This is a genomic window from Nostoc sp. FACHB-152, assembly GCF_014697475.1.
In the GTDB taxonomy this organism is placed as follows: Bacteria; Cyanobacteriota; Cyanobacteriia; order Cyanobacteriales; family Nostocaceae; genus Nostoc_B.
In genome coordinates, this window is the sequence record NZ_JACJRV010000091.1 from 1 (window position 1) to 25,250 (window position 25,250).

The window sequence follows — 25,250 nt, forward strand, 5'->3', positions numbered from 1 at the left end:
TTAAATAGAGCTTATTGCGAATAAATGCTCTTTTTCTTTTACCACAAATTGCTACACTCTTTGTAAGATAAGCATTCTAGACCATTTTGTCCCCCCGCAAGTGAATTGCCACACGGTGTAGGTGTTCTGCTTGAATGTGCTTGAGCATATCCCCAGAAACGCCATTGACAGAATCTGGTTCATTCATCCCTTTTTGAATAATGTAATAACGACGAGTTAGGCTTTGATTCCCTTCGTTCCCTTCATTATTCAAAGCATGAAGTTGCCAGGACAAGGAACCACTAATAGAGATTGAGTAAGCTGTAAATTTTGTCTTAGTCATCGTTTGATTCTCCCGAAATTGCAGTGTCGTCTAAATCGTTAATATCTTGTTCAGGGTCAGTTTCTAAATCATCATTCTTGGGTTTAGTCCAACGAGCATAGCCATAAGCAATTAAGAGGTTAGCAACTAGTACAGTGTCATTTTCTGTAACTAATTCCACCAAGCGATCTAAATCTTCTTTAGTTGTCCAAACTCGTTTAAGAGATTCACCTTTTCCTTGCAATTGCTCAGACAGGCGTAAATTTTCAGCTTCGTATTTTGCTAAAAAGTCAGTAATTTCCTTTAAGAAATCGTTTTTTGACCCAGATTGGCTACTTAAACGTTGTGCTAACCCGTAAGTTCTCTGCCATTCCAGTTCTTTAAGTCCTCCTTTTGTTTGTACTTTTCCTGCATATACAGTTGCTTGGTTAATGGCTTTAGCTATGCGTAAGAAACTGGGGTCTTGGGTAATTTTGATAAAGTCTGTATCCTTTTTGGTCATTGTGTTTAACCCTGTAACGGAAAATAAACGCGGCGGTCTAGCTTTCGGATCTGCCAGCCGTTTAATAACATAATCTGCATAACTAATTTGAAAAGGGAAAAATTGACGCAAACTTGTGCCAGTAATAAAGTCTCGATAAGCAGTTAATAGTTCGCTATGACCATCCTCTGCTGACAAAGTGCTAATTACCCACAGATGCTCTTGTAAAACACTTTGGTAGTGGGTCAATTCTTGAGAATTTTCTGGACGAATCCAAGCAGGAAGCCCCAAGCTGAAGACTTCTTTAACCCCGTAAACTTGACCTTTAGAACCAAAGTGAGTTCCAACAAAGCTCTTGACAAAATGGTTAATTGGTTCCCAAATATCAAATTCATCAACTTGGGTATCCGCTTGAGAAGCATGGTTATTCAGGAGTTCTTGGCAAAATCGCAAAACTAACTCTGCATCGAATCTAGCGATCCCATGCCCACCAGAAGGTGGATTATACTTACGCAGTCGATCTAGCACTTCTCGATATTTACTCAATTGGATATCTTGAGGTTCTAGTACAACTACTCGCCAATCAAAAACACGATCAGCAATTTTTATCCGTTCAGTGACACCAAAGCTAAATAAACCTCCAGCAATCAGCCATAAACTTAACCAATCTGCTTTTTGAGAGTCTACTTTATTACTATCTGCCTTAACTCGGTTAACTCCTTGAACCGATGTAGGCTGATAAATTTTGACTGCACTGGCTACCTCTGGCAATTTACAGGTAGTTGCTTGAGCAAATAGTTCCTGACAACGGTTAGGTTCTGTGTTTAATTCAGAATTAGTCTCTTCACTAAATGCTTGGAATAGTGCAACTAGTAAAGCACCATAGTTGTCTTTAAGTTGATATCCCCCTAGCCACAGTTCGTTATGATTGCGATCGTGGCGCATAGAAGTCAGGATCACTCCATTTTGGGTACTGGCATGAGGTGGTTTTGGTGCTTCTTCATTCCATTGCGGTTTACCTCGTTGCTGAAATACGTAGTCTTTATATAGTTTCCGTTTTTCGCTCTCCCTTACTGTGTCAAAAAAGTCTGTTTCTTGAGGAATTTTGCTGGTGTCCGTTTTTTGACCTTTAACTGGTGGAAAAGGATTCGTGTAATTGAGCTTGGCGATCTCCTCTAAATTTACCGCCTGTTTTAATTGGATGCGGTAGCGTGTACCTTCATCAAAAAGCTCAACATCGCTTTTTTGATTTGTTTGTCTTAGGGCATACTCGACAAGTTGCACCAAACCCAGTAAAAGCAGTGTATCAGCATAATTTCCGTATTTTTTGGTAACAAATAGATGCTCTATCATCTGGACGTGTGACCGATGAGAGTGGTGAACTGAATATGATTCTATACCCCGTTGGAAGACCCCTATTCCAACAGCTTCAAAGCTAGATATTATGCAGTTGTACTGAACGCTGATCGCACAATCTTAAAGCTCTGACCACCAGTAGATAAAGTTGCAAATATTCAATTTGGTCATGACTAAATCGATTCAACTCGAATTTTTGTTTGATTGGATAAACATTTTTGCTGAGATTGGCTGGTGGCAAGCATAAAATAGGGGGCAAATACCGCAGCATTGTTTTCCAACTTTGAGTGATCGCCTGTTGTGCTTGCGGGTGTAGCTGTATAGTTTTAATCCGAGTTAAGTCTGATTGTTCCCATCCCCCAGCCCAAGCAGAGTGATGGCGACCTGCTGCTATTATGACTGTGTGCCTTATGTCATGAATCTGTTCTTTATCAGCAGAGAAATCATTCTGTAGTAAAGGCACTAAGCACTGATTCAAAATATCTTGAGCCAAGTATGCACTTTCGACGGCATGGTTGGGACGCTGATGTTTTTTCTCGTAATCCTTCAGAGCAGCTTTTTGCTCCCCAGATTCGGGATTGTAGTCAGTGTGTGCCAGTAAATGCGTTTTGGGGTTTTTGGCTTGGAATGAAGAGTGTGCGATCGCCTGCCATCCCTGCATTACTTCTTGCCATTTAGCTTGGAGTTTACCCAAGTCGTGGGTGAAAATAGCTAACAATACTAGCAGTTCAAACAATGCTTCTGCTTGTTGCTGTTGGATGTGAGGAAAGATTTTGCTTTTGATTAATTGTCCACCTGCTTTTAAAAGTTCATCTCGGACACTGCCATAAACCGTATCCACAGGTTCACCATTTTTCAGACGAGTAGTTTCAAAGGAGTTGCGCCAACAAGTCCACATACAGCCCAAGTGACCAATATATGTATCCATGTGGTAGCGGTACTCATTTTTGATGAAGCGTTGTGGTTTTGGCGGTGATGCAAAACCATTACCAAACTCATTAATACCAATCAGTAAACCTATGTGTTTGTCATAGTAGAGATAGAGGGGATTAACCAAAATCTGAATACTGCTAACCAATGCTGCACGGGAAGTAATAGGAGTACAAACAGGTTGGCTGTAGGTTTCAGATTTTTTCTTTGGAAGCTCAATTCGTTGGAAGAGCCAATCTGCTCCAAAACCTGCATTTTGAAATTCTCTCCAGGCTTTACAAAGAGTAGAGATTGGCACTGAAAAAGCCAGTAGTTTTCGGGGATCGATGGTTTCTTCTTCTATGTCAATCATTGGCGTTTGTTCCCAGACAAACAAGCTGCGGTTGTCTATGGAGCGGATTAACTCGCTGGCAGCAGATTGGCATCCTCGAAAATATGCAGCTTCAAAATGTTGTTCAAACTGCATTTGGTTATTTTGTCTACGCTGTTGTTGTAATAAGTCTTCTGCGGTGTGAACCTGATTAATCCAATTTTCTTCAGTCCGAAATCCTACATTTTCGTTGACTTGTGCTGAGTGGGTGTGTGCTTCTAAAACTTGCCATGTCAGTTCGCACGTTTCTTTAGGATAAGGCAGAAAACTTGGCTTTTTGGGGTCAGGTTCATCTTCTTCTAAATCTGCGATCGCTATGGCAGTTGAAGTGGTGTTGACTTCTACTATAGGATAAATATAAACTTCACCTCGCTCACCCTCAAATCGAGCGCAACGTCCTGCCCGTTGTAAAAGCGAGTTCATTGGGCAAAGTTGAGTGTGCATGACTTGGCAGGTAATATTGATTCCCGCTTCAATTACTTGCGTAGAAATCAAAACATAGCAATTGCCATCATCTTGCCAGTTTTGAGCAAATATAGTTTTGAGGTCGGTTTCTTTCTGGGCGCGGTGTTCTGGCAGGAATCTAGAATGCAGCAGTGTAATTTGTAATCTCTCGCTGTGGTTTAGTTCTTCTAAATCCCTGAATAATCCCTGAGCCTGAGAAACGGTGTTACAGATGACTATCACTCGTTTACGCTCATAAGCTCGAATATCGTCTAGGATAACCGAAGCATTAAGCGGACGAAATACAGCTTGGAAGGTACGGCAGCGATCTCCTTCTATCACTTGTAAATCTGCATCTTCAATTTGAATAATTTCCATGACTAGTCAATTAAGTCTTTGATTTGGGTGGCAAGTTCATTTGTGAGCGTGGCCGTCATCAGTAAAAATGGTGCGATACCTTTGACCTGTTGCAAAACTTTCAGAACTGTAGCGAAAGAACGGTCTGGATCGAGCAGGTGTAATTCATCAAATACTAAGTAGGAAGCGAAAATTGCTCCTGAGTTCACGTTGGCAGAACCACGACCAACTGAGTAGGGGATATTGAGGAAGCTGCTCAACATCTGGTCAATCGTGCAAAATACAATATCACCTTCAAAACGTGGGTCTTCTGGGTTTTCTCCTGTTTGCAGAGTTACTACAGGGGAACGAGATGATGGATAAGCAGCTTCCCAGTTTGCAACTAAATTTTCAGCACGTTGGCGCAGACTGTTGGCCAGCGTTCGTAGGGGGACAACGTAGATAAGTTTATTAGGGAAGTCGAGGTTGAGGTGTTTGGCGAACAGAAAAGGTGCGATCGCTGTTTCGGTTTTCCCTGACCCCGTGGGTGCGCGTAGAAGGATGTCTTTACGGTTGAGGAGTTTAGCGATCGCTTCTCGTTGAAAGTTACGTGGGGAGAAGGTTGTTAGGGTTTGAAAGTATTCATCAATCATCATTGATAGAATAAATTAGGATGAATTGTGATAGAAGTCAGGTTTTGAAAATCTACTTGATTTCTCAATAATTACTGACTATTGATGATGACTCACTGATACTGCGAGGAATTATGCTGTTAACAGAACGTCGCGCTGACCGGGTAGTTCTCCATAATATCAGTTGGCAACAATTTGAGAATTTATTAATAGATTTAGGTGAAAGCCGAGCAGCTAAGATTGCTTACGATGATGGCACTTTAGAGATTATGACCCCATTACCAGAACATGAATATTACAAAGAAATTATTGGTGACATCATCAAAGATACGGCTGAAGTTTTAGAGTTAGATTATGAATGTTACGGTTCAACTACCTGGAAAAGAGAACTAAAAAAAGCTGGGGTAGAATTTGATAATTGCTTTTATTTTCAAAATGAACCCTTAATTCGCGGCAAGCTCAAGTTTGATTTAAATCAAGACCCACCCCCCGATTTAGCTTTAGAAATTGATGTTAGCAGTAAGTCTTTAGATCGCTTTCCCATTTACGCACGGTTAGGTGTACCTGAGATTTGGTCTTACGACTCTGGAGCCATCAAGATTTACCAATTGCAAGGTGAGGAGTATATTCAAACAGAAACAAGTTTAGTGTTTCCTAGTTTGAATATTCAAGAAATTCCACCACTAATTAAAAGATACCGCATGGCAGGAAGACAGGTTTTCCGACAAGCAATCAGGGAATGGGTCAGGGGACAGATGAGTAATGGTTTAGATAGGGGTATAAGAAGGTGTGATCGCTGTTTAGCTTATCCTAGCTAGTGTTCTAAAAAGGTGAACTCAGTGTTGATAATTTTCAATTACCTAAAGTTTTTGTGAGAAATATTTTCTTAATTTCTTTCTGATACTCTTTTGCATTTGAGATTGCATCTGAATAGCTTTCCGTTTTTCTACCTACTTCTAATAAAGCATGAGCAACACTGTTACGAATTTTATCTACTTTATTATAAATTTTGGCTAGTTCAGAATGGGCATTCTGTCTAGAGAGAAATTTCTTCATAGCATCACGCTGATCTTTTTCTCTAATATCCTTACCATTAATTTCACAAACATAAGTAATAATTGCTTCTGCAAGGGTAATATAACCAGTAGCATAGCGTTCGTTGTCAAAGTACCATCCAGCTAGTTCTAATTGAAAATCAGATTCGCTAGTAGAACTTCTAGTAAATTTTTTAACAAAATCGTCTAGAATAGATTTTATATAATTAAACGGTCTGTTATTAGTAGGTTTGTTCAAAGATGCTTTGAGATCAGAACTACGTTGTTTAATACTATTAACATAGTTTATATTGATAGCTTGAGATAGTTTTTCTATTCGACTGGCTAATTCTTTTTCTCCCTGTGTTTTCAATAATTCAGCTATTAATTCTCCATTCCCATAATTTTGTAAGCTATATGCACCCTTAATCCATGAAGTCATTTCAAATAATGATTTAAGGTCAACTATAGGTGTGTAGCCTATTTCTTTACTTATATCTAACATTCCATAGTAAACACCTGATATTTTAATTTTTTTCTCAGATAATAAATCATTAATAAATGTGATAGTCAAGAATTGGAACAATGATAATGAACGAAAAGAATGAGTGATATCAAGATATAGTTCATCTTGATATTCAAGAGAGTCAATTACATTGATAATTTTATCAAAATTATCCCATAATTCTAGTTCATCTAGCCCATATTTAGTTAATATACATTGGGAACGTTTACCCAAAACATTTCTCACTTTAGATAAATCTAGTGAATCTAAAGAACTATTGTAATTTACTTTGTCAATCTGTTGAGCTAAGTTAAACCAATAATCTTCATCCATATCTATATGATTTTTTTCACAGAAGAAGCGATAAACTTCTTCCCACATTGATTTAACAGTACCAATAAATATGATTCCATCTAATTTAAAATGTTCGTAAAGTACAGAGGCTACAAATCGGCTTTTTGGATATAGTGTATTATCTATTTTGTAATCAGCGTTATTATATTCTCGCAGAAATTTATCAGTTCCATCAGCACCTTTGAATCCTTTACCAGCACCAAGAGGGGAAATTAATATCTTAGCCATAGTTACTCCTAAAATAATCTGTGTGTATAAACTATTTTTTTAACTTGATTAACTGTTGTTTATTTTGGTTTTGTGGGGTCTAAATATAGACCTTGATTTTCAGTAAGGCTAGGAAGAGCAAGCCTGAGAGGGTTTCTATCTTTTCTACCGTTCTCATTTTCTACAAACCACTTAAATGATTCACCTTCAGGTTTTGGCTCTGGTGTAATTCTTGGATAATGAATAGGTTGAGTAAAACCTTGTGCAGCTTGTAAAAAAGCAGCAATGAAAGAAACTTGCTCAAAAGAATTGCCATAAGCCTCTTTTACAGCTTCTTTGAAATCATGTATACTTTTAATTGCTGCTATTTGTTCTGGTTTATCAACAGGTGTTAGGAAACTATAAAACTCATTCCATTTCTGACCAGTTCTTAAATCTGTATCTTTGATCTTCAATTGAACACTTCCAAAACCTAGTGGTTTTCCTCCACCTAAACGGTGATAATTATCTCTCTCAAGTGAGAGTAACCAAAGAAGTGCGCCCAGTTCAACATTTGATAAATTAATAACATCAATATCAAAGCTAAATTCAGTGTTTGGTTCAACCCAAGCTTTAATAGTTCGATTTTGGTTATCCTGTTTTTTATCAGGTCGTAGATATTCACGATATCTTCCATTTATCCCAATTTCTCCAGAATCAGTTAACCAATATTCTTCTGGTAATTGGTCATGATGAGGATAAACTTTTCTACCGCGCAAACCTTGTTCTTTATTTTTTTGATAACCTTCTGACTTTTTATTTTCTGTTTTTAAAGGTTCTCCATGTGGATTTTCTGCAACATAAAAGCGCGTCTGTTGAGGTTTTGGTTCTCCTAAAATTGCTAAAGGTAGACCGTCTTTAAATGGCTCTTCATCGAATTTTTTGATAGAATTATCTGATTCACATTTAACTGAACTAATTCTAAGTTGACCTTTGTAAGAACCGTTTCCTTCTTTATTTACCCAACCAAATACTCTATCTGCCGGAGATAAATCTTCTCGTCTAACTGCTGGCTTTAGCTTTCTGATATCTTTTTCCTGTTCATTCAATTTAGGAGATAAAAGAGTTTCTGGAGATAAATCGAATATTGCTCTTGAAATCATAACAGGATATAACTGTTTAATTTCAAGATGACCTTCTTTATCCTTTTCTAAATAGGCATAACATAAAGCCTCATTTGCCAACCTTTGCTCTCTTTCTCCACCTGTAACGTGACGCGACCAATCTAAGCCTCCATCTCTATCTACGTCTTTATGAATTTCTTGGTAGTTTTTGATTAAATATTCCCAATCTACACTTAAATGACAAAATAATTCTTGATTTTGTATTGGATTTTTATAAGAAAAGAAGACTCTCTCATCATGTTTATTTTCAATATTTCTGTTTGTGATACAAACATACCCATCGGTTCTAATCATTGGTTTACCAACAGGTGAATGAGAACCATATCTGTTACCCTCTGCTGGTTGAATACCAAGATTTTGTTCAAAAGGTACAATTTCACGCACAAGCCAATACTGGAAAATAACCCGCCCATCTCTAGTTTGTTTTTGATATAACTCAAGCCATACTTTGACATGATCACCGTGTTTCATACCAGAATACTGAAGATTATGACGGCTGTTAGGTCTATATCTTGGTAGCCAAGCGGCATACATTGGCTCATTGTTAGGTATTTGCCATCGCTGCTTATTACTATTCCATTGTGGAATATCTGTAGTTGTACCAAATAGTAATCGTATTTGATTATCTTCAATTCTTGCAGGTACTAAACTTAATCCATCTCCTGCGCTCATACGATAAAACAAACGTTGATCATGTTTTGCAAATATTGATAGTCGAGAATTAGTTACTGCTTCATAAGCTGATAGTAACATTCCCTTTATTGAAGTTGCGGGTAAGTATGGTTTACCATCTACATCTAATCGAAGTGGATAAATTTTGTGATTTGTTCCTTCTGCTTTGGCTGCATCAGGGATAAGTAAAGGTGTAATGGTGGTTAAAGTGACTGAAATTCTACCACTCCAATGATTATCTAGATAAGAACCATGTCCGCGAGGAGTGTGATCGCCTAATTTCCCATCTATATTACGTGGAGGTGCTGGAACAAAGTTATATGGGTTGTGAAAGTCTCCTGGTGGTGTATTGTTTCTAGGTGAACTATAAGATAAACGAACTGGTTGCGGTGGTGTTGTTACTTCTTTTTTAGGTGTAGGAGTAATAGGTTGATTGAATACAAAAGGCTTTCCTTTTTCGCGGATATGTTTTGGCTGTCCACCTACTTCTTCTAATTCAACTTCTAAGCCATTGAGTCGTGCGGTCGCTGTTTTTTTAATCTCTAACAAATCTGCTGATAATGACGAGTCTGGAATTATACAACTACTAAATGAACCCTTAGTATTAGTAAATTGCAATTGAATTTTTCCATTTTTAGAAACACTTAATTTTCCTGATAACATTATTTAACCTCTAATCCTATTAATCTTTCTTCCACTACTGAAACATTGCCATTGTCATCAGTTTCTTTGAGATATTCAATAGCATTCAAATAAACTCGCTTATCAGTCGTTAATCCTGCCACTGGAACATTTATAGAACCAATACGAGCAGTAGCAAGTTTTCCCCATCCTGAAGGTGATGCAGTTTTAATTCCTTTACCCCATAGAATATATTGTTGTGGAATTATATCTAATGCAGGTATCGTAGGAATATTATTATCTAAATAACCAGAAATAATTTGCTCTGAAATTAAAACGACTTTACCTTCACCATTCAATTGATTTAACCAACGTAGTTCAACGTTTTGATTAAATGCTCTCAATTCAAAAACTTTATCAAGAGGTAAAATTCGATTATATACATCTTTTAAATCTCCATTTGGCTCAACTCTAGCAAATTGGCAGCAAATGGGAGAGTAAATAATCGCTATTCCTTCAGAAAGTGCAGAAGCACAGTTTTCCAAAGCTAATTTGAGACTAATATTATTTTGTGAGGTTCTTCCATATAAATTTGTCATTCAGTAACCGCCTTTTTCTGTTCATTGACCCAGTTTTTCCAAGCATCATCTAAATTTTTTAAAAGTTTATAATCTAAATCTGTTAAACTTCCATTTAGTAAAATTACATTGGCGAATTTATTTAAATTATCTGGAAGATTATTACCATTGATCTTAATTGTGTGAACTTTGATTGAACCCATACCTCTATTCGTTCCATATCCTAAAGGAATACGACCATCTACTAAATCACGCAAGCATAATAAAAATAGAGAGATAGCAGAGAAGTTATTTTCAGAAAGACGAGTAATATCTAAAGTCAAAGATATGGGCTTCCAGTTTATGTTCATCAAGTCTAAATTGCTGTACAACATACCATCAGCAGCACCTCCAGTCCATCTATCCACTGCTACATGAAAAGCTTGTTGAACATTTTGGAGATTAGCATTATTTAATGCTAATCTCAGATTTTTTTCGTCAGTAGCAGCTTGTATATCTCCCCAAGCAGAAGGTGAAATAACTTTTTCTGCATAACAATCATCAATAAATAGTGAACCAATACCTTTTTTAGTTTCTTTATTGGCTTTTGCTCGTATTCCAAATAAGTCATCAACTAATGGAAGTTCAATTTGTTCCATAAAATCAGCAGATTCTTTTGCTGTTACAGGACAAACAGTTCTAATAATGCGTTCAGCTTGAAAACGTAAAGCACCTTTAATTGAACTACCTGGTAAAACAAAAGTAAGGCTATTTTCAATAGCACTAACTAAAGGAAGAATATCTACAGCAATACCACTTCCTTCAGCTTTTACCATTAAAGGGCTTTGTGGTTGCCAGTGAATTTCAAACGTCAACTTCTGTTTTTGGCTTTGAGCAGTAATACTATAACTTTCTAAAAATTCTTTAGTAACAATTTCATACTTATCTTGCAAAGCTTTTAATATACCATCTCGTTTATTAAGGTCAACTTGACGAACATTGAAATTAAATAACTTTACTTTTCCCAATCCTCTTGTTTTTGCTGCACCTAATCGAATTTCTCCATTCTCTAAAGATGTAATCAAAGAGGAAAAAGTATTTTTATAATCTGTTGCTTTTTCTGCTGATTCTAAAGGTATATCTAGCGTCATATTTAATGGGATTTCACAACCTCTAGGTAATATCGCCCGATCATATTTAACTTTTTCTGCGGCTGTAGCCCATTTTCTATGAATACCTACACCATCTCTAATTTCAGCATTTACATTTACACCCTGAATTTGTGCATCTTCCACAATAATAAAACTAGCGTGACCACCAGCGTCTTTTGGGTGCTGATAACCCCAAACACTATTTGCTTGTCGTTCTTTTTCTATCCAACTACTGAAAGCTCCCGCTAAACTTGTTCCTGGAATATAATATTGACCTTCACCATTGACAGCTAAAGCTAAATCTATTTGAGGATTTCCTCCATGACCGCCTACATGAATAGGACTTTGGGCAATTAACTTACCACTAACTTTAATCCGAGAAACTATTTTACGCGCCATCTCATTTTTATCCTTACTTTTGAGTATGCTTCTGCTGATTCTCAAGCTCACGTTTATGAGCGCGGATGCAAGCATCTATAAGAATTTGTACTGCTTCTGACCACAATTCTCTTTTTAGTCTTTCCTCTCCTGCTACAGTCAACGTAAATTCAGCAAATCCTTGTTTATGTCCTAATTTGCTTAAAGCAGATGATAAATGTTCCCATATTTCTGGGGGACTGGTAATTAGTTGATGAAGTTTATCTAAACTCCCCTTTGGCCATTTATCAGTACGATTTTTAGTTTCTTGTAAATGTTGAATCCATTTTTCCATCCCTTCATCCCCTGGTGATTTCAAGCGTGTTAAAACTGAACGTAAACTTCCTAATTGGCTCATAGGCGGTTTACTTTCTTTGTCCTCGATTTTTATATCTAAAATTTGAGCGCGAGAAGTACAGTCAGAAGCCAAAAGTAAAGATGCTCGATGAATAATGTCTCTCCATGCCGCTTTTTCAAGGATACGAGCATAATCAATTGTATCTTGGTTATCTTCAAGGTAACCGGTAAAATCGTTGGAGGTAATTTCTTGTTGATTCTCTTTTGCATTTTGTTTTACTGTTGACATGGGCTTTATTAAAATTGGGTCATTGAAACAAATCTGACCATACCCTTCGGCTCGACGTTCACCAATACCCCTTGATTCAATTTCTGTTAATATTTCCTGTTTAATTGCTCCTTCTTTAACTTCAAAAACAATACAAGTTCCTGCTGCTAATCCCACTAATGAAGGGCGAGGTAATCCCCATCGTACTTGCCAAGAATCTATTCGATGTGTTCTTGCTATGAATGTAAGCCTGGTATCTGCACCTGCTTTAATTTTAAGTTTCACCTTCAAATGTTTTTCTAGCTCTACTTTAAAGTATTTAATATCAGTTGTCGGTCGTAATCTTTCATCTCTGAGTAATACCTCAGAAAGCAACCAAACAGTTAATTCATTATGGCTAATTTTAGGCTTTTGAGATTTAGATTCTGGATTATTTAAAACTTCTAAAGTTATGTCACCATAATCATCTTTTTTCGATTGTCCAATACGATAGTTTCCCTTTAAGGATTCGCGCCAATCTTTGCTATTTTTGTCTAAGATATCTACTATGGATTGTCGAAGTTTTAATTTAGCTTGTAATTTAGTTCCTGCTTGAATAGCTTCATAACTATAAATACCTCCTAAATCACTTGTAGGACGTTGAACTTTATCTTCAATAGTGTTATGAGTACCTACACTCTTTTTTATTGTTTCATACTGAGGTAAAGCTGTTCCGTCTGTAAAGTCTATATACCCTGTTTTATAACCTTTTAATTGACCATCTGGTTCTGATTCTAAAAAGCGATTATAAACCTTGCCTCCTTTCTCTAATCCACCTCCTAATTTTTCATAAAATAGTGCTAAAGGTATAGGTCTACCTTGCTTTTTATTTACTTCTAATGTAGCGTTAGTAATGATGATATCGCTATTGGCAATCGCACTCCCTAAATCTACACCTAGACCACTTAATTTTTTGATAATTAACTTTAGTAAATGAGTTCCAGGAATATAATCAAGTGTCTCAACCAGGTTACCAACAGTCCGTTTAGAAATAATCAAAGGAGATTTGGTAGTAATTCCTAAACTTACTTCTATCCATTCTTGATTTTCAGTTCTGGTAACATATTTTGTATTTTTAGTATCTTCTTTTTCTGATAAATCAGGAATTGATGGTGGTTGAGGATTTTTTGAAATCCAATCAATCCAGGATTTTATATCTTGATTATTAATTACTAATTCACACTTTCCAGAGCCTCTACGACGTTTACCTCCAAGACGTTCAACAAATTTAGTTCCAGCAATTAATAAAGCATAAGCAGCCTCTTTTTGAGTTTTATTTACTGGTAAAGTTAGTTCACATTCTGCTTCTAGTACAGCCCCACTTCTGACTACTTCCTCAAATCTGAGAAATTCCTCTTTAGCACAGCCAGATTCAAAATCTATACTAATTCCTGGCTTTACAAAAGTTAGAGCATTCTTGACATTATGTTTGCTATTGAGAATTGCCCGTAAATGTTGAGAGAAATATGCTGGACGTATTGATAAAGCCGCAGGAATAGGAGATGTATCTATTACTTCTCTTTCTCTTGCTAAAGCTGGTTGTTCTCCGAAAAGATAATCTACCCACTGTTGCCAAGCACCATTTTCTTTACCATCATCCAAACCAAAAGCTAATAATTCACAAGCATCTCGCCAAATACCTGTAATAGTCTTAGCGGGTATATAAGGTATTCCATCTTTATCTTTTTGTACTAAACTATCAATATCTCCAGGTATACCTGCACCACAACCAATATGCCAATCACTGATAAGTTTAATTTGGATAGTCCATTTATCTATTTTTGTAGATTTACTATTCAAGTTGTTAGCTATAGTATTGATTGATGCTTGAGGTTGGTTTTTCTCAGGTTGTTTTTGTTTAGGCTTTTTGCTCATTATTTTTATCCTCTAAATTTACAAATTCAGCTGCATCTATCGCATCTAATAAGCCAGTGACATCAATTTTAGAATGGGGTTCTTCTTGAAATAAAGAATCTTCACTACCTGCTAAAGTAGTAATCCCTTGATAGTGATAGCGATTGCGAATCAATAAATACCTCGCATCAGCCACACTTTTGCCTAAAAATAATCCTGCTTTCATCTCGTGAATTTGACTATTAGGTAATAATCGCTTGTTCTCATCATTCTCATCTTTAGCTTTAAGGGCTTTTATTTTAGCTTCTAATTTAGAAAATTGATGAAATTTAGCCCATTCTAAACCTTTTGTTTCTTGAATTTCTTTGTCATCAGTTACTACATAAGGACGGTTATGTAACTTTTGAGTTACTATATTTCCTGATTTGGTTTCTAGCTTGCTCCGAATACTTTTAAAATCAACATTGCTAGAATCATAAAGTATATGAAAATCAAAAGCCGAACAAGGATAGGGTTGATTTGTTTCTGGATGAGTTACTTTTTTCTTGACTTCTTTAGCAGATTGCATGAGTTTTTCTGCTAATTGATAAGCAGATGAAAAAGGAAACTTTGGTTTAATAATAGCTATTCCAGCACAGGCAGAAAGACGAGAAACTTTTAATGCTTTTGCTGCAATTTCTGAGATTATTTGATTTTCTGCTGTTTCTTGTTCAAAACTATTGAGAAAAATTTTAGTAAATTTAATAGCATTTTTGCCGTCACAAACTACAGTTAAATCATCTCCTCCTAAAACTAATGGTATGACTGTAACTAGTTTTTGATTAGAAAATTCAAAAGCATCAATAGCAGTATCAAAAGCTTTTTCTGTACAGATATCTAAATTAATAGAAAAATGCCTTAATTTCTCTACATAACTTCTATTTGCTTCTGCACAAGTTTTATTGTCATTCTTAATATACTCTTCAAACTTGAGAAAAATTTCTCCTAAACCATTACCATCTGCATGAATTACAGATAACCATTCTCTTTCACTACTTTCACTTTCAAAATAGTTAATCAGTTCTCTAATGCTTTTAGGAAAATTAAGATTGGGTTTTTCCTGTTTTATTAATTCTCTAATTCTTTCTAAACCTTGCTCACTATAATTTCTTTTACTACAACTAACTACAGAGCTATAGTTTATTTCAGAGTTATCTATTAGAGAAGCAGGTAAACCACTTGTAGAACATTCATCTATCATTGGTAAACGCAAAAACCTTAAATCATTAGCAGGTTTTTGAGAACGAATATTCGCAAATTCTCGATGTATTTTTCTATTAATTTCTCCTAAATTATGATTATCCCATTCAAATTTATGAATTACACCACAAATATCTAATCCTGGTGCTTCCTTCAGAGCTTTAAGAGTGACATACTGTATAATTTCTTTAGCAATTTTTTCTTCTTTTACTAGTAACAGTGCTTTTCCTGAAGTAGATACAATTACCTCAACTCCAACATTATTATTTGGAGCAATAGCTGGATTTAATGTTTCATTTAAAAGATTATCCCTCAGTTGTTGCCCATTTTTAAACAGACTTAAACACGGATGAGTTTTACTCACTTTTTCGACTGCTTCTAAAACCCATTTTGTACCAGCACGATAGGTTAATTCAGAAGCACCAATATTTTCTTTCAGCTTATTAGTAGAAAAAATGTAGTTTTGATTTCCAGATGTTTCAATCAGTACTAAATACATAATTTATCCTTTTGTAAATCTACATATAGAATTTAGTGAACTTAAGTCATCTATGTGTTTCACCCCCACTCAACCTCACTAACAACCGCGCTAAAGCCTGCACCATTGGACGCTGCGTTACATTCTCACCTCGTTTTAATCTATGAACCCTACCGTGCAAAATCGGTGATTCGGATTCAACAACATCATTTTTTCCGTCAAGGTCGCTAAAAACGATCGCAATTACTTCCAACTTCAACTCATCACACAACACTTTCCAAAGCTCAATCTCCGTCTCATCTTTGACTAAAATCGCTGCATGGGTAGCTTCTTTCATAATCAAGCGGTTCTCGTCTGATATTTTTCCCCCAACATCAAAGACGAATATCGGAGTATTGATACTTCTGACTTCCTGCGCCTTCAGTTTGGCGAAATCTTTAGTAAATCCTGCTTTGTATTGAGCTTTCAAATGGGCGGCTAAGTCAGGATCGCGCTTGGCAGTTTCGCTGTACCAAGAACCATCGCCATCGGGACACCCAGAAATAAAGTATGATTCTGGTGCATTGGGAATCTGAAATAGTGCTTGTTTTAATCCATCCCGAAAGCAAGTCTTTCCCGTATTCGCAAAGCCACACAATACAACTTTCAGGTTGGCTTGCGGCTGTGAGTCTCGCACTACATCTAAGGTATCCCCTACTCGATAGTCTGGATGTCTGCTAATAGTAACTACATATCTATCAAGCCCTTTATCTCCAATCTTCGGATCGAAGATGGCGATCGCATCATATACTTTCCTTAACTTATCTCCTAAGACCTGACTAACTAATACAGATACCCGCCCATTGATTTTAATCAGGGAACCTCCGGGTATCTCTCCTGTAGCAATCATTTCATCTAATTTTGTTGCTACATCACAGACGATGCGATCGCCTGTAGCTTGCGTATTGCCAAATCCTACTTTAAGGATGTCACCCTGTAACTCTATATGATAAGTAGTCATGATTATTGCAGGTTTACGATCAAACCAATTTACTCCTCTAATTGCTTCACCTATTAAATATCAATCAATTAAGTCTCCTAGTTTATAACTAGGATTGTGTGTGATAGAAATCACATATTTACCCAGTTTAGGATCGTAAAAAGCAACTGCCCCGTATATATGAGCCAGCTTGTGTGCTAAAACAAATGCGACAGGGATAGAAATCGGCCCGTTAATTTTGAGCAACGGGCCTCCGGCTAATTCACCTGATGCTGCCATTTCCTCTAACCGGGCTGCGGCATCACGTACAATCTGGTCATTTTGAGCAGGTTCGCCAAAACTAACTCGTAATAGGTTGTCTTTAATCTCAACCTTGTAAGTAGACATTACCATTACCTTAATTTGCTTGGTACATCATACACGCCGTTGGAAAAGATGTCTTCCAAAAGGTTGTATCTTAAAGAAAGTTATTTATCGAGATTCGGCTGTGTCTGAACTTGTATTTCAAGAGGCTCCCCAAGTTGAATTATTGCAATGGTTAGCACGCGGTTCGCTGAAGCAAAAACTGTTGCGGACGATTCGATTGTGGGTATGGTTGCGCTCTCTCTATGGCGATCGTCAAGAACGTTTAGCTTTAGACGATTCATTTACTTATGCCGAATGGCGGGACGCATTGTTTAGTTCCACTCATACTAAAGGCGAAGAAATTCCAAGCTTGCACGATCCTGATTGTCCTTGTGCTAAAACAACCGAGCAGTGGTTATTTAACGAAAAAACAGGCATTGTTGCTCACCTATGGCAAGAATCGTTGATGGCTCAAACTGGGATAACAGACTCTAAAAAAGTATTCAAGCGAAGATTGTTTGGTATAACTCGCCGTTCCTTGCAAGGCGATTTAGAAGTTCTAGCAGACTTGGGTTGGTTGGTTTATAAAAACGAAAAATATTACCGGGTTAGTGAGTTCCCGACAAGTCCGGTTACACCAAAAGATGAAGCCGAATCTAACAAACTGAGCGTTTATGAATTAAATTTCCTTCACGATGATTTGGTGGGATTTGCTCAAAATCACTTTCAAAAAATTAACGGGGTACAACGCTTTTTTCTGAAAGTAGACTATGTTGTACCTCGTAGTACCTTAGACGCTGTTGAAGATTGGCAGTACCAGTTAAGAGAGCTTTGGGCAAAAACTCCAGTCCCACCAATTAAATTAACTTACGCAAGTGCCAAAGTTGGGCATCAGCTTGATTGCATTGTTTATCCAGTCTGTATTTATTACGTACAAAGAGCAGTTTATTTGTGTGCTTACGGTGAAAGCCCCGATAGGCAAACCGAATGGTATAACTTTCGCCTTGACCGGATTCAAAAGATAATTGCTTTGAGTTGGGATAACTCCGAGTTGCCTTTAAATTTACGCCAACACTATCAAAGGCATACTTTACCCAGTCCAGATTATATTGCTTCAGAAATGTCTAGAGCTTGGGGATTTGATTTTTATTTGCCTTCTCAACTCATGTTGATGCGGTTTGAGCGAGATTTCGCGGATCGCTATGTTAAAGGTACTGAACGACATGAAACTTTTGAAGAAATTTCTTACCAGCAAGCACAAAAAATAATCAAGCAAAAAATCAAACAGCCACAACAACAGACTTTGCTTAAGATTCTAGCCAATCGCTCACCCCAAGATGCTTATTATCAAGTATTTATTCGTTATCAAGACGAGAAATACAGAGACAACAACGTGATCATGCGTCTGCGTGCATGGCGGCCGAAATGCGAAGTTCTCTTTCCCTACGAACTCAGACAAAGCATTGCCGCTGATGTCGCCAAAGAATTTCAGCTTTACCATCAACATTGATTTTGTTATGAATACATTACAGTTAACCTCAAAATTTGAAGAAGCATTAGTCTATGCAACTCGTCTTCATGCTCACCAAATACGCAAGATTAGCGGCGTTCCTTACATCGCTCACTTGCTGAGTGTGGCAGCACTGATACTAGAAGCTGGCGGAACCGAAGAAGAAGCGATCGCTGGTCTATTGCACGATGCAGTCGAAGACCAAGGCGGTAAATCCACTCGTGAGGAAATACGCCAGCATTTTGGTGAGACAGTTGTTGCAATAGTGGATGCTTGTACTGAATCCGACACATACCCTAAACCACCTTGGCAAGAACGCAAGCAAAGGTATTTAGACAATCTGCGTCATGCTTCAGCTTCAGTCCGGCGGGTATCGTTGGCAGATAAGCTGCACAATGCAAGGTCATTACTGGCAGATTACAGACAACATGGCAGTGGCATTTGGCAACAGTTCAAAACTGGCAAAGAAGGAACTTTATGGTTTTACCAGCAGTTGCAGCAAGTTTATAGTGCAAGCGGTTCGGACTTTCTGACCCAGGAGTTTTCACAGGTGGTTCAAGCACTCTGTAACGAAAGCTAAGAATTTGATTCAAGTTAATCCCCATTTGGGGACTTATGGCAGAGTGCAATCGCATCGGCTCTTTCAATTATTAGTTTCCTTGCGGGGTAGTGGTTGGTGGAAACGTTACCTCCCGCTTTACCTGCCTTGCTTAAATTGTGTTTCAGTCCCCTCGCGGGGTAATGGTTAGTGGAAACCCTAGTAGCCCTCAGGCTAGCCCAGTAGCTACCTCAGTGTTTCAGTCCCCTCGCGGGGTAATGGTTAGTGGAAACGGACTCAGACCCAGAATGGAAATCGTTTAACTACCCGTTTCAGTCCCCTCGCGGGGTAATGGTTAGTGGAAACTTATATCTAATCTTTTTGACCTTAATAACCCTCCTTTACGTTTCAGTCCCCTCGCGGGGTAATGGTTAGTGGAAACTTCCTATGCTTTGGAGCCATGTCTACCCTGCATTACGTTTCAGTCCCCTCGCGGGGTAATGGTTAGTGGAAACGGAGAATCCATCGAGTTATTAATGGAAGACTATAATATGTTTCAGTCCCCTCGCGGGGTAATGGTTAGTGGAAACCCCGGATAAGCTTGATATCTAATCCACGCATTAGCGTGTTTCAGTCCCCTCGCGGGGTAATGGTTAGTGGAAACCAATTCATTGATTTTCATAAGGCTTGCAATCTTCTAAGTTTCAGTCCCCTCGCGGGGTAATGGTTAGTGGAAACATAAAGCACTTGTAATTTGCGACGTAACTGTTGTGCTAGGTTTCAGTCCCCTCGCGGGGTAATGGTTAGTGGAAACCCCAAGTAGTGGCATTGGTTTTCTTCCCGTTTCTTACACGTTTCAGTCCCCTCGCGGGGTAATGGTTAGTGGAAACTTTTCCTTCAAATCCTTTAAACCTTTTAACTACTAAGTTTCAGTCCCCTCGCGGGGTAATGGTTAGTGGAAACCGAAAACCCTGGTAACGAAGTCGAAGTAATTGTAGAGTTTCAGTCCCCTCGCGGGGTAATGGTTAGTGGAAACTCTATAAATTCCTGCAAAACATCTGCAAACTATTGATGCCTGTTTCAGTCCCCTCGCGGGGTAATGGTTAGTGGAAACTTAATGGCTGTCAATCTCTCATCCTCACTCCAATGGAGTTTCAGTCCCCTCGCGGGGTAATGGTTAGTGGAAACATTCAGTCTTTGTTGGTTATTAATAACCATTTACTCTGTTTCAGTCCCCTCGCGGGGTAATGGTTAGTGGAAACCCATTGTATTACAGGTGTAATATCGTTTTTAATCAAGTTGTTTCAGTCCCCTCGCGGGGTAATGGTTAGTGGAAACGCATCGAAGTTAGAACAGACATTAAACCAGCTAAGTAAAGTTTCAGTCCCCTCGCGGGGTAATGGTTAGTGGAAACTGCTCGGTGCTGAAACTGTTACAGAGCAAGCTTCCTGGGCGGCATTTTGACGAACCTCAAAAAAAGGTCAATTTCAGCCGTTGTTACTGCGATTAATTCGCAATATCCCGATTTGTTGAAACGCTGTAGTTATTATCTTGTCAAGGTTCTGGCTTTTTTGGCAAACCCCCCAGGGTTTTTGACCCCACTTCGGTTTGACAAACATCAAGCTGATTACATAATCATAAAATAACTATCTATATATTGTCGAGTTTTTTCACAGTTTAAGTCAATCCGTAATCCTAGATTCTTGCTCAATCACACTCAGTAGTTTTTCCTCCACAGTTGTTAAATACGGCCTTTTCAACTCCCCCAATGTTTTAAGACAGCAAGGGCAGCATCTTCCAAGTTCTCATTCTCCCACAACCTTGTAATGCGATAAGCCTAACGGCATGGCTTCGCTTACCGCACACCTCCCGCACCTGCTGATATTCACTATCCGAATAATTGAGCATTGGGTAGAAATTGGCAGACTTCGCCAATAAGGTAAGGTTCGGGTTGCCCTGTTTTACTTCAGGGTGGTGTTTCCAAAAATCAATGAACTCAGGTTTGCATCACAAGCAAGAACTGCGCGATTTAGTGAAACTGCGATCACTAATCTATTGCCCTACTATGAGCATAAAGGTAAGCAGTTCTCAGACAGGGCAACTTACCAGAGATATGGCAACAACTTATATCTAACTTTTTGGGTGTAGGTGTCGTAGCCCTTCAGTTCTTGCCGCAAAAATTGCTCCTCAAATTGAATCCGTACAATCAAGATGATCGTGGGAACGATCGCCAGTAAAGCTGCTGCTACAGATTCTAACCACAGGGACATACCAACCATTACCAGAATTGCACCTGCATACATGGGATGCCGCACAATGCTGTAAACTCCCGTATCAATCACTGTTTGTTGTCGGTCTGCTTGATGTTTGACCGCCGTTGCCGCAAAGGTATTTACCTTAAACGACAAAGAAATAATCCACCAACCAATGACATACACCACCAATCCCAGTGCCGAAGAGATCGCGCTTGGTTGGGACAGCAAGTGAAATCGGAACACATCTAGGGGAATGAACGCAATTATCCCCAGGAATGCCGCGATTAATAAGCTGGCGAGAATTTTGTCAGCCAGGGGTTGTGACTCTTGAATCGGTGGTTTGAGGCGTTCCTGGTATAAATCATCATCCTCTCGGAACACGCCAATCATCGTCGCTACAGTCCCAACAACGACCATACCGAGAAACACCCAGGCACGCCACCAATTTAACGTCCCGGCTGGCAACAATAGTAAACCACCGAAGATGAGGAGATTCCACATCAGTGCAGTCAAAACCTTGACCATGAACATGATTGCTTCACCTCTATGGCTTTAACACCACGACTTCATTCTCTTACTAGAAATACTAACGAGTAGCTTCTGCTTTTTTGTCAGTCATCAGTAAAAATTTAATAGTGAGCGCAAGAGTAAATAATTTAAGCCCCTTACGGGATAAGAGTTTGTGGAAACCTAAGTGTATTGAACGTGAACAATATTAGATTGATGTTTCAGTCCCCGTGAGGGGTAGTTGAGTTTGGAAACCTAACGCCTTGAAGTATTGACTTCTAATTATTACTTGTATAGTTTCAGTCCCCGTGAGGGGTAGTTGAGTTTGGAAACTCCTGCTCGGTCATCCTGACATTATTTAACCCCGTAAGATACCAGTGTTTCAGTCCCCGTGAGGGGTAGTTGAGTTTGGAAACAGTGGATACATTGTTAAACTCCTGTTGATAATAATCTCTGTTTCAGTCCCCGTGAGGGGTAGTTGAGTTTGGAAACAATCAGATAACAAGAGTAACGAAACCAAGTAAAACAGGGTTTCAGTCCCCGTGAGGGGTAGTTGAGTTTGGAAACTTACCAAGACTCATATTATTCTTGAAAACGATACAAAGGTTTCAGTCCCCGTGAGGGGTAGTTGAGTTTGGAAACTTGAGAATAATTCTATTAATTTCACTTGTTCTGATGAGATAATGTTTCAGTCCCCGTGAGGGGTAGTTGAGTTTGGAAACCCGACTTGGGCAACTGACCGCATTTATCGTAATTATGTTTCAGTCCCCGTGAGGGGTAGTTGAGTTTGGAAACTCCTGGACTCCAACGAGTTTTCCATGCCGAAGAAGTTGTTTCAGTCCCCGTGAGGGGTAGTTGAGTTTGGAAACTTTAGGCGTAGAAACATCATTAGGTTCTTGATTTTTAGTTTCAGTCCCCGTGAGGGGTAGTTGAGTTTGGAAACCTACCACAATTTTAGTGTCTCACCTACAGACAACTTTTGTTTCAGTCCCCGTGAGGGGTAGTTGAGTTTGGAAACTTGAAGCTATTGATACAAAAAAATATAAGGTTTATGTTTCAGTCCCCGTGAGGGGTAGTTGAGTTTGGAAACTCCTTCGTTCCAGCTTATGCCCCCAATCATCTGTAGTTTCAGTCCCCGTGAGGGGTAGTTGAGTTTGGAAACTTTGGAGGTCGTGCCGGCCCTTGATGACTGCGTTGCAATAGGTTTCAGTCCCCGTGAGGGGTAGTTGAGTTTGGAAACTTGCATCCGGTTCCATCCCTGAAGCAGTCATGTACTTGTTTCAGTCCCCGTGAGGGGTAGTTGAGTTTGGAAACAAGGCATCGTTGACTTTAACAGTTACAGCTACGTGTTTCAGTCCCCGTGAGGGGTAGTTGAGTTTGGAAACAACAGAAAGAAAATTTAGTTTTCCAAACTTCTCAATGTTTCAGTCCCCGTGAGGGGTAGTTGAGTTTGGAAACTGAAACAAAAGTAGGTTTAACGGCTACTGCAAAAGTGTTTCAGTCCCCGTGAGGGGTAGTTGAGTTTGGAAACGATTAAAACAAGTTTTAGCAAAAACAACTAACAAAGGTTTCAGTCCCCGTGAGGGGTAGTTGAGTTTGGAAACTAATCGTCGCTGTATTAATGCCGCTTATCGTTATTCAGTGTTTCAGTCCCCGTGAGGGGTAGTTGAGTTTGGAAACTTTATCTCCAGTATTGTTAGTTGAAGGATTAACTACTCGTTTCAGTCCCCGTGAGGGGTAGTTGAGTTTGGAAACAGCCCGGTGCTGAAACTATTACAGGGCAAGCTTCCTGGGCGGCATTTTGACGAACCTCAAAAAAAGGTCAATTTCAGCCGTTGTTATTGCGACTAATTCGCAATTTTTCGCTTTATTGAAACGCTGTAGTTATTATATTGTCAAGGTTCTGGCGTTTTTGGCAAACCCCCAGGGTTTTTGACCCCGCTTCGGTTTGACAATCATCAAGCTGATACAGCCATGATAAGCCGATTACTGAACTTTGTCGAGTATTTCCTTGGCTATAGCCGCATTTAGCCTGTTCTCATAGTGTGACTTGAAGAAGATTTTGGACAGGTTGTCCAACTTTACCTTCCAGAAACGTCCAAAAAATAACATAAAAGAAAGCTAAACTGCTCAAACTATCTCCCTGTATGCAAGATAAAGGTTTTGCTCATAGCGATGCCAAGGACGGCAAGTGATCGCACCCAAGCGTAAAAAATCCCAGGAGTTAGGTAAAAGTTGGCATTTGAGTATTATTAGCTTGAATTTGTGTCCATATCCTTCTTCCATTTTGGTTATTATGTCCATTTTCTTTTTCCAAAGTTGCGATCGCGCTTATTAATGCCTTAACGAAGTTATAAGTATTTCAGGGAGCAACTTGTCCAATTTCTTCTTCAAAACCTGTCCAAAATCTTGTAAAAGTCACACATAGCCAAAATTTTCTGAGCCACTACTGCACTCACGGGCATAACTGATAACCGATTGCCTGTTCTAACTACCGTTAATTCTTCAGAGCTAAATTTCTCTTTGAGCGTTGACAACAAGATGGGCTGCTCAAACGTTTCCACAAACTCTACCACAACTGTTTGCCAACGCGGTGATTCAGACGTTGATTTCGGATCAAAGTACTTGCTATCTGGTTCAAATTGTGTTGGGTCAGCAATACCTGTTTTGGCTACGCGCATTAATCCAGCAACCCCAGGAAAAGTAGTGTTGGAATAATAGAAAAAAGCTAAATCTCCGACCAGCATTTGTCGCAGATAATTACGAGCTTGGTAATTGCGAACACTATCCCAGATCGTTTCGCCTTCTCTTTGAAGGTCAGAGATACTGTAAACATCTGGTTCTGATTTCATCAGCCAATAATTCATCAACAAGACACCATACACAGGTTTTCTAATCTACCATTTGGGTTGGTCTGTGCGATATTTTAGTAGTCATTTGTGCAGTGGTGACTGATTGATGCTGTAGCGCGATCGCTTGGTGGATTTGAAGAATTTGACAAAGCCGATTTTTGACCACTAATCTTGGCGATCACAAACTCAAGTTTTAGCCCCCTTGCGGGGTAATCGAGTTTGGAAACTAATTAAAGTCTCCGTCGCTATCATTGCAGCTAGATTGTTTCAGTCCCCTTGCGGGGTAATCGAGTTTGGAAACGCTGATAAAAAATAGCTTCCTTCTAATCCAGAAGTAATGTTTCAGTCCCCTTGCGGGGTAATCGAGTTTCATCAAGCTGATTACACAATCATAAGATGAATATCCATCCATTGTCGAGTTTTTTTACACTTTGGATCAATCTGTAACCCCGTCTTTTTGCTCAATCACACTTAGCAGCTTTTCTTCCACATCAGTTAAATACGGTCGCTTCAATTCTCCCAGATATCTCAACATAGCACGGGCAGCATCTTCTAAAT

The 25,250-nt window shown here is 38.7% G+C and carries 19 protein-coding genes and 2 CRISPR repeat arrays; of the genes, 3 read left to right on the forward strand and 16 right to left on the reverse strand.

Annotated elements, in window-relative coordinates:
• Positions 1-76 precede the first annotated feature (76 nt).
• From H6G76_RS31595 to H6G76_RS31610, 4 genes are all read right to left on the reverse strand, one after another.
• A complete protein-coding gene (locus H6G76_RS31595) occupies positions 77-322 on the reverse strand; it encodes a hypothetical protein (RefSeq protein WP_242056606.1) in 246 nt (81 codons plus the stop codon).
• Complete coding sequence (locus H6G76_RS31600) at positions 315-2,135, reverse strand: hypothetical protein (RefSeq protein WP_190709724.1); 1,821 nt, start codon at positions 2,133-2,135, stop codon at positions 315-317. Before H6G76_RS31600 ends, H6G76_RS31595 begins: the two co-directional genes overlap by 8 nt.
• An 82-nt stretch (positions 2,136-2,217) precedes the next feature.
• Positions 2,218-4,260, reverse strand: coding sequence for a CRISPR-associated helicase Cas3' (gene cas3 / locus H6G76_RS31605; protein ID WP_190709726.1), 2,043 nt, complete (start codon positions 4,258-4,260; stop codon positions 2,218-2,220).
• A gap of 2 nt (positions 4,261-4,262) precedes the next feature.
• Entirely contained in the window at positions 4,263-4,874 is a 612-nt protein-coding gene (locus H6G76_RS31610) for a DEAD/DEAH box helicase (RefSeq protein ID WP_190709729.1), read from the reverse strand.
• A 110-nt stretch (positions 4,875-4,984) separates the two neighbouring features.
• Between H6G76_RS31610 and H6G76_RS31615 the strand changes: the two genes are divergently transcribed.
• On the forward strand, positions 4,985-5,668 hold the full coding sequence (locus H6G76_RS31615) for a Uma2 family endonuclease (protein WP_190709731.1): 684 nt from the start codon (positions 4,985-4,987) through the stop codon (positions 5,666-5,668).
• Between the two features lie 34 nt (positions 5,669-5,702).
• Here the strand turns inward: H6G76_RS31615 and csx2 are convergent, their stop codons facing one another.
• From csx2 to H6G76_RS31655, 8 genes are read right to left on the reverse strand one after another with little or no spacing between them, the layout of a single operon-like run.
• On the reverse strand, positions 5,703-6,971 hold the full coding sequence (gene csx2 / locus H6G76_RS31620; protein ID WP_190709733.1) for a TIGR02221 family CRISPR-associated protein: 1,269 nt from the start codon (positions 6,969-6,971) through the stop codon (positions 5,703-5,705).
• 59 nt (positions 6,972-7,030) lie between these two features.
• Positions 7,031-9,448, reverse strand: a complete 2,418-nt coding sequence (locus tag H6G76_RS31625; protein WP_190709735.1) for a TIGR03986 family CRISPR-associated RAMP protein — start codon at positions 9,446-9,448, stop codon at positions 7,031-7,033.
• Complete coding sequence (gene csx19 / locus H6G76_RS31630; protein WP_190709737.1) at positions 9,448-10,005, reverse strand: CRISPR-associated protein Csx19; 558 nt, start codon at positions 10,003-10,005, stop codon at positions 9,448-9,450. Before csx19 ends, H6G76_RS31625 begins: the two co-directional genes overlap by 1 nt.
• Positions 10,002-11,513 carry an RAMP superfamily CRISPR-associated protein gene (locus H6G76_RS31635; protein WP_190709739.1) on the reverse strand — a complete coding sequence of 504 codons (1,512 nt, stop codon included), beginning with the start codon at positions 11,511-11,513 and terminating at the stop codon, positions 10,002-10,004. Before H6G76_RS31635 ends, csx19 begins: the two co-directional genes overlap by 4 nt.
• A 13-nt stretch (positions 11,514-11,526) precedes the next feature.
• Positions 11,527-14,010 (reverse strand): RAMP superfamily CRISPR-associated protein, encoded by a 2,484-nt coding sequence (locus tag H6G76_RS31640; protein WP_190709741.1) that lies wholly within the window; start codon positions 14,008-14,010, stop codon positions 11,527-11,529.
• Positions 13,994-15,727: a Cas10/Cmr2 second palm domain-containing protein gene (locus tag H6G76_RS31645; RefSeq protein WP_190709743.1), complete on the reverse strand. Its 1,734-nt coding sequence runs from the start codon at positions 15,725-15,727 to the stop codon at positions 13,994-13,996. Before H6G76_RS31645 ends, H6G76_RS31640 begins: the two co-directional genes overlap by 17 nt.
• A 46-nt stretch (positions 15,728-15,773) precedes the next feature.
• Positions 15,774-16,706 (reverse strand): CRISPR-associated protein Csx3, encoded by a 933-nt coding sequence (locus tag H6G76_RS31650; protein ID WP_190709746.1) that lies wholly within the window; start codon positions 16,704-16,706, stop codon positions 15,774-15,776.
• 60 nt (positions 16,707-16,766) lie between these two features.
• On the reverse strand, positions 16,767-17,072 hold the full coding sequence (locus tag H6G76_RS31655; RefSeq protein WP_190709748.1) for a CRISPR-associated protein Csx3: 306 nt from the start codon (positions 17,070-17,072) through the stop codon (positions 16,767-16,769).
• Positions 17,073-17,172: 100 nt separating this feature from the next.
• Between H6G76_RS31655 and H6G76_RS31660 the strand changes: the two genes are divergently transcribed.
• Positions 17,173-18,540, forward strand: coding sequence for a TIGR03985 family CRISPR-associated protein (locus H6G76_RS31660; RefSeq protein ID WP_190709750.1), 1,368 nt, complete (start codon positions 17,173-17,175; stop codon positions 18,538-18,540).
• A 7-nt stretch (positions 18,541-18,547) separates the two neighbouring features.
• Positions 18,548-19,120, forward strand: a complete 573-nt coding sequence (locus H6G76_RS31665) for an HD domain-containing protein (protein ID WP_190709752.1) — start codon at positions 18,548-18,550, stop codon at positions 19,118-19,120.
• Between the two features lie 67 nt (positions 19,121-19,187).
• Positions 19,188-20,492: direct repeats of the CRISPR family, unit length 37 nt; unit sequence GTTTCAGTCCCCTCGCGGGGTAATGGTTAGTGGAAAC.
• A 688-nt stretch (positions 20,493-21,180) separates the two neighbouring features.
• Here H6G76_RS31665 and H6G76_RS31670 read toward each other — a convergent pair.
• The 4 genes from H6G76_RS31670 to H6G76_RS37905 all read right to left on the reverse strand — a co-directional run bounded on the left by H6G76_RS31670 (position 21,181) and on the right by H6G76_RS37905 (position 24,858).
• The gene (locus H6G76_RS31670) at positions 21,181-21,864 is read right to left on the reverse strand and encodes an isoprenylcysteine carboxylmethyltransferase family protein (protein ID WP_190709754.1); all 684 of its coding nucleotides are present in this window, start codon (positions 21,862-21,864) and stop codon (positions 21,181-21,183) included.
• Between the two features lie 194 nt (positions 21,865-22,058).
• Positions 22,059-23,595: a CRISPR direct-repeat array (repeat unit 37 nt; unit sequence GTTTCAGTCCCCGTGAGGGGTAGTTGAGTTTGGAAAC).
• A gap of 375 nt (positions 23,596-23,970) precedes the next feature.
• Entirely contained in the window at positions 23,971-24,144 is a 174-nt protein-coding gene (locus H6G76_RS31675; protein ID WP_190709756.1) for a hypothetical protein, read from the reverse strand.
• A gap of 86 nt (positions 24,145-24,230) precedes the next feature.
• Positions 24,231-24,707 (reverse strand): EVE domain-containing protein, encoded by a 477-nt coding sequence (locus H6G76_RS31680; RefSeq protein ID WP_190709758.1) that lies wholly within the window; start codon positions 24,705-24,707, stop codon positions 24,231-24,233.
• Between the two features lie 25 nt (positions 24,708-24,732).
• Positions 24,733-24,858 carry a hypothetical protein gene (locus H6G76_RS37905; RefSeq protein WP_277883150.1) on the reverse strand — a complete coding sequence of 42 codons (126 nt, stop codon included), beginning with the start codon at positions 24,856-24,858 and terminating at the stop codon, positions 24,733-24,735.
• Positions 24,859-25,250: the final 392 nt, after the last annotated feature.

Excerpts from the sequence above, each read along its gene's own strand:
- H6G76_RS31665 (WP_190709752.1), top strand. The coding sequence starts at position 18,548 with ATGAATACATTACAGTTAACCTCAAAATTTGAAGAAGCATTAGTCTAT.
- H6G76_RS31650 (WP_190709746.1), bottom strand. The coding sequence starts at position 16,706 with ATGACTACTTATCATATAGAGTTACAGGGTGACATCCTTAAAGTAGGA.
- H6G76_RS31600 (WP_190709724.1), bottom strand. The coding sequence starts at position 2,135 with ATGATAGAGCATCTATTTGTTACCAAAAAATACGGAAATTATGCTGAT.
- H6G76_RS31640 (WP_190709741.1), bottom strand. The coding sequence starts at position 14,010 with ATGAGCAAAAAGCCTAAACAAAAACAACCTGAGAAAAACCAACCTCAA.
- H6G76_RS31615 (WP_190709731.1), top strand. The coding sequence starts at position 4,985 with ATGCTGTTAACAGAACGTCGCGCTGACCGGGTAGTTCTCCATAATATC.
- H6G76_RS31655 (WP_190709748.1), bottom strand. The coding sequence starts at position 17,072 with ATGTCTACTTACAAGGTTGAGATTAAAGACAACCTATTACGAGTTAGT.
- cas3 (WP_190709726.1), bottom strand. The coding sequence starts at position 4,260 with ATGGAAATTATTCAAATTGAAGATGCAGATTTACAAGTGATAGAAGGA.
- H6G76_RS31645 (WP_190709743.1), bottom strand. The coding sequence starts at position 15,727 with ATGTATTTAGTACTGATTGAAACATCTGGAAATCAAAACTACATTTTT.
- H6G76_RS31675 (WP_190709756.1), bottom strand. The coding sequence starts at position 24,144 with ATGGACATAATAACCAAAATGGAAGAAGGATATGGACACAAATTCAAG.
- csx19 (WP_190709737.1), bottom strand. The coding sequence starts at position 10,005 with ATGACAAATTTATATGGAAGAACCTCACAAAATAATATTAGTCTCAAA.
- H6G76_RS31610 (WP_190709729.1), bottom strand. The coding sequence starts at position 4,874 with ATGATGATTGATGAATACTTTCAAACCCTAACAACCTTCTCCCCACGT.
- H6G76_RS31670 (WP_190709754.1), bottom strand. The coding sequence starts at position 21,864 with ATGTTCATGGTCAAGGTTTTGACTGCACTGATGTGGAATCTCCTCATC.
- csx2 (WP_190709733.1), bottom strand. The coding sequence starts at position 6,971 with ATGGCTAAGATATTAATTTCCCCTCTTGGTGCTGGTAAAGGATTCAAA.
- H6G76_RS31635 (WP_190709739.1), bottom strand. The coding sequence starts at position 11,513 with ATGGCGCGTAAAATAGTTTCTCGGATTAAAGTTAGTGGTAAGTTAATT.
- H6G76_RS31680 (WP_190709758.1), bottom strand. The coding sequence starts at position 24,707 with ATGAATTATTGGCTGATGAAATCAGAACCAGATGTTTACAGTATCTCT.
- H6G76_RS31625 (WP_190709735.1), bottom strand. The coding sequence starts at position 9,448 with ATGTTATCAGGAAAATTAAGTGTTTCTAAAAATGGAAAAATTCAATTG.
- H6G76_RS31595 (WP_242056606.1), bottom strand. The coding sequence starts at position 322 with ATGACTAAGACAAAATTTACAGCTTACTCAATCTCTATTAGTGGTTCC.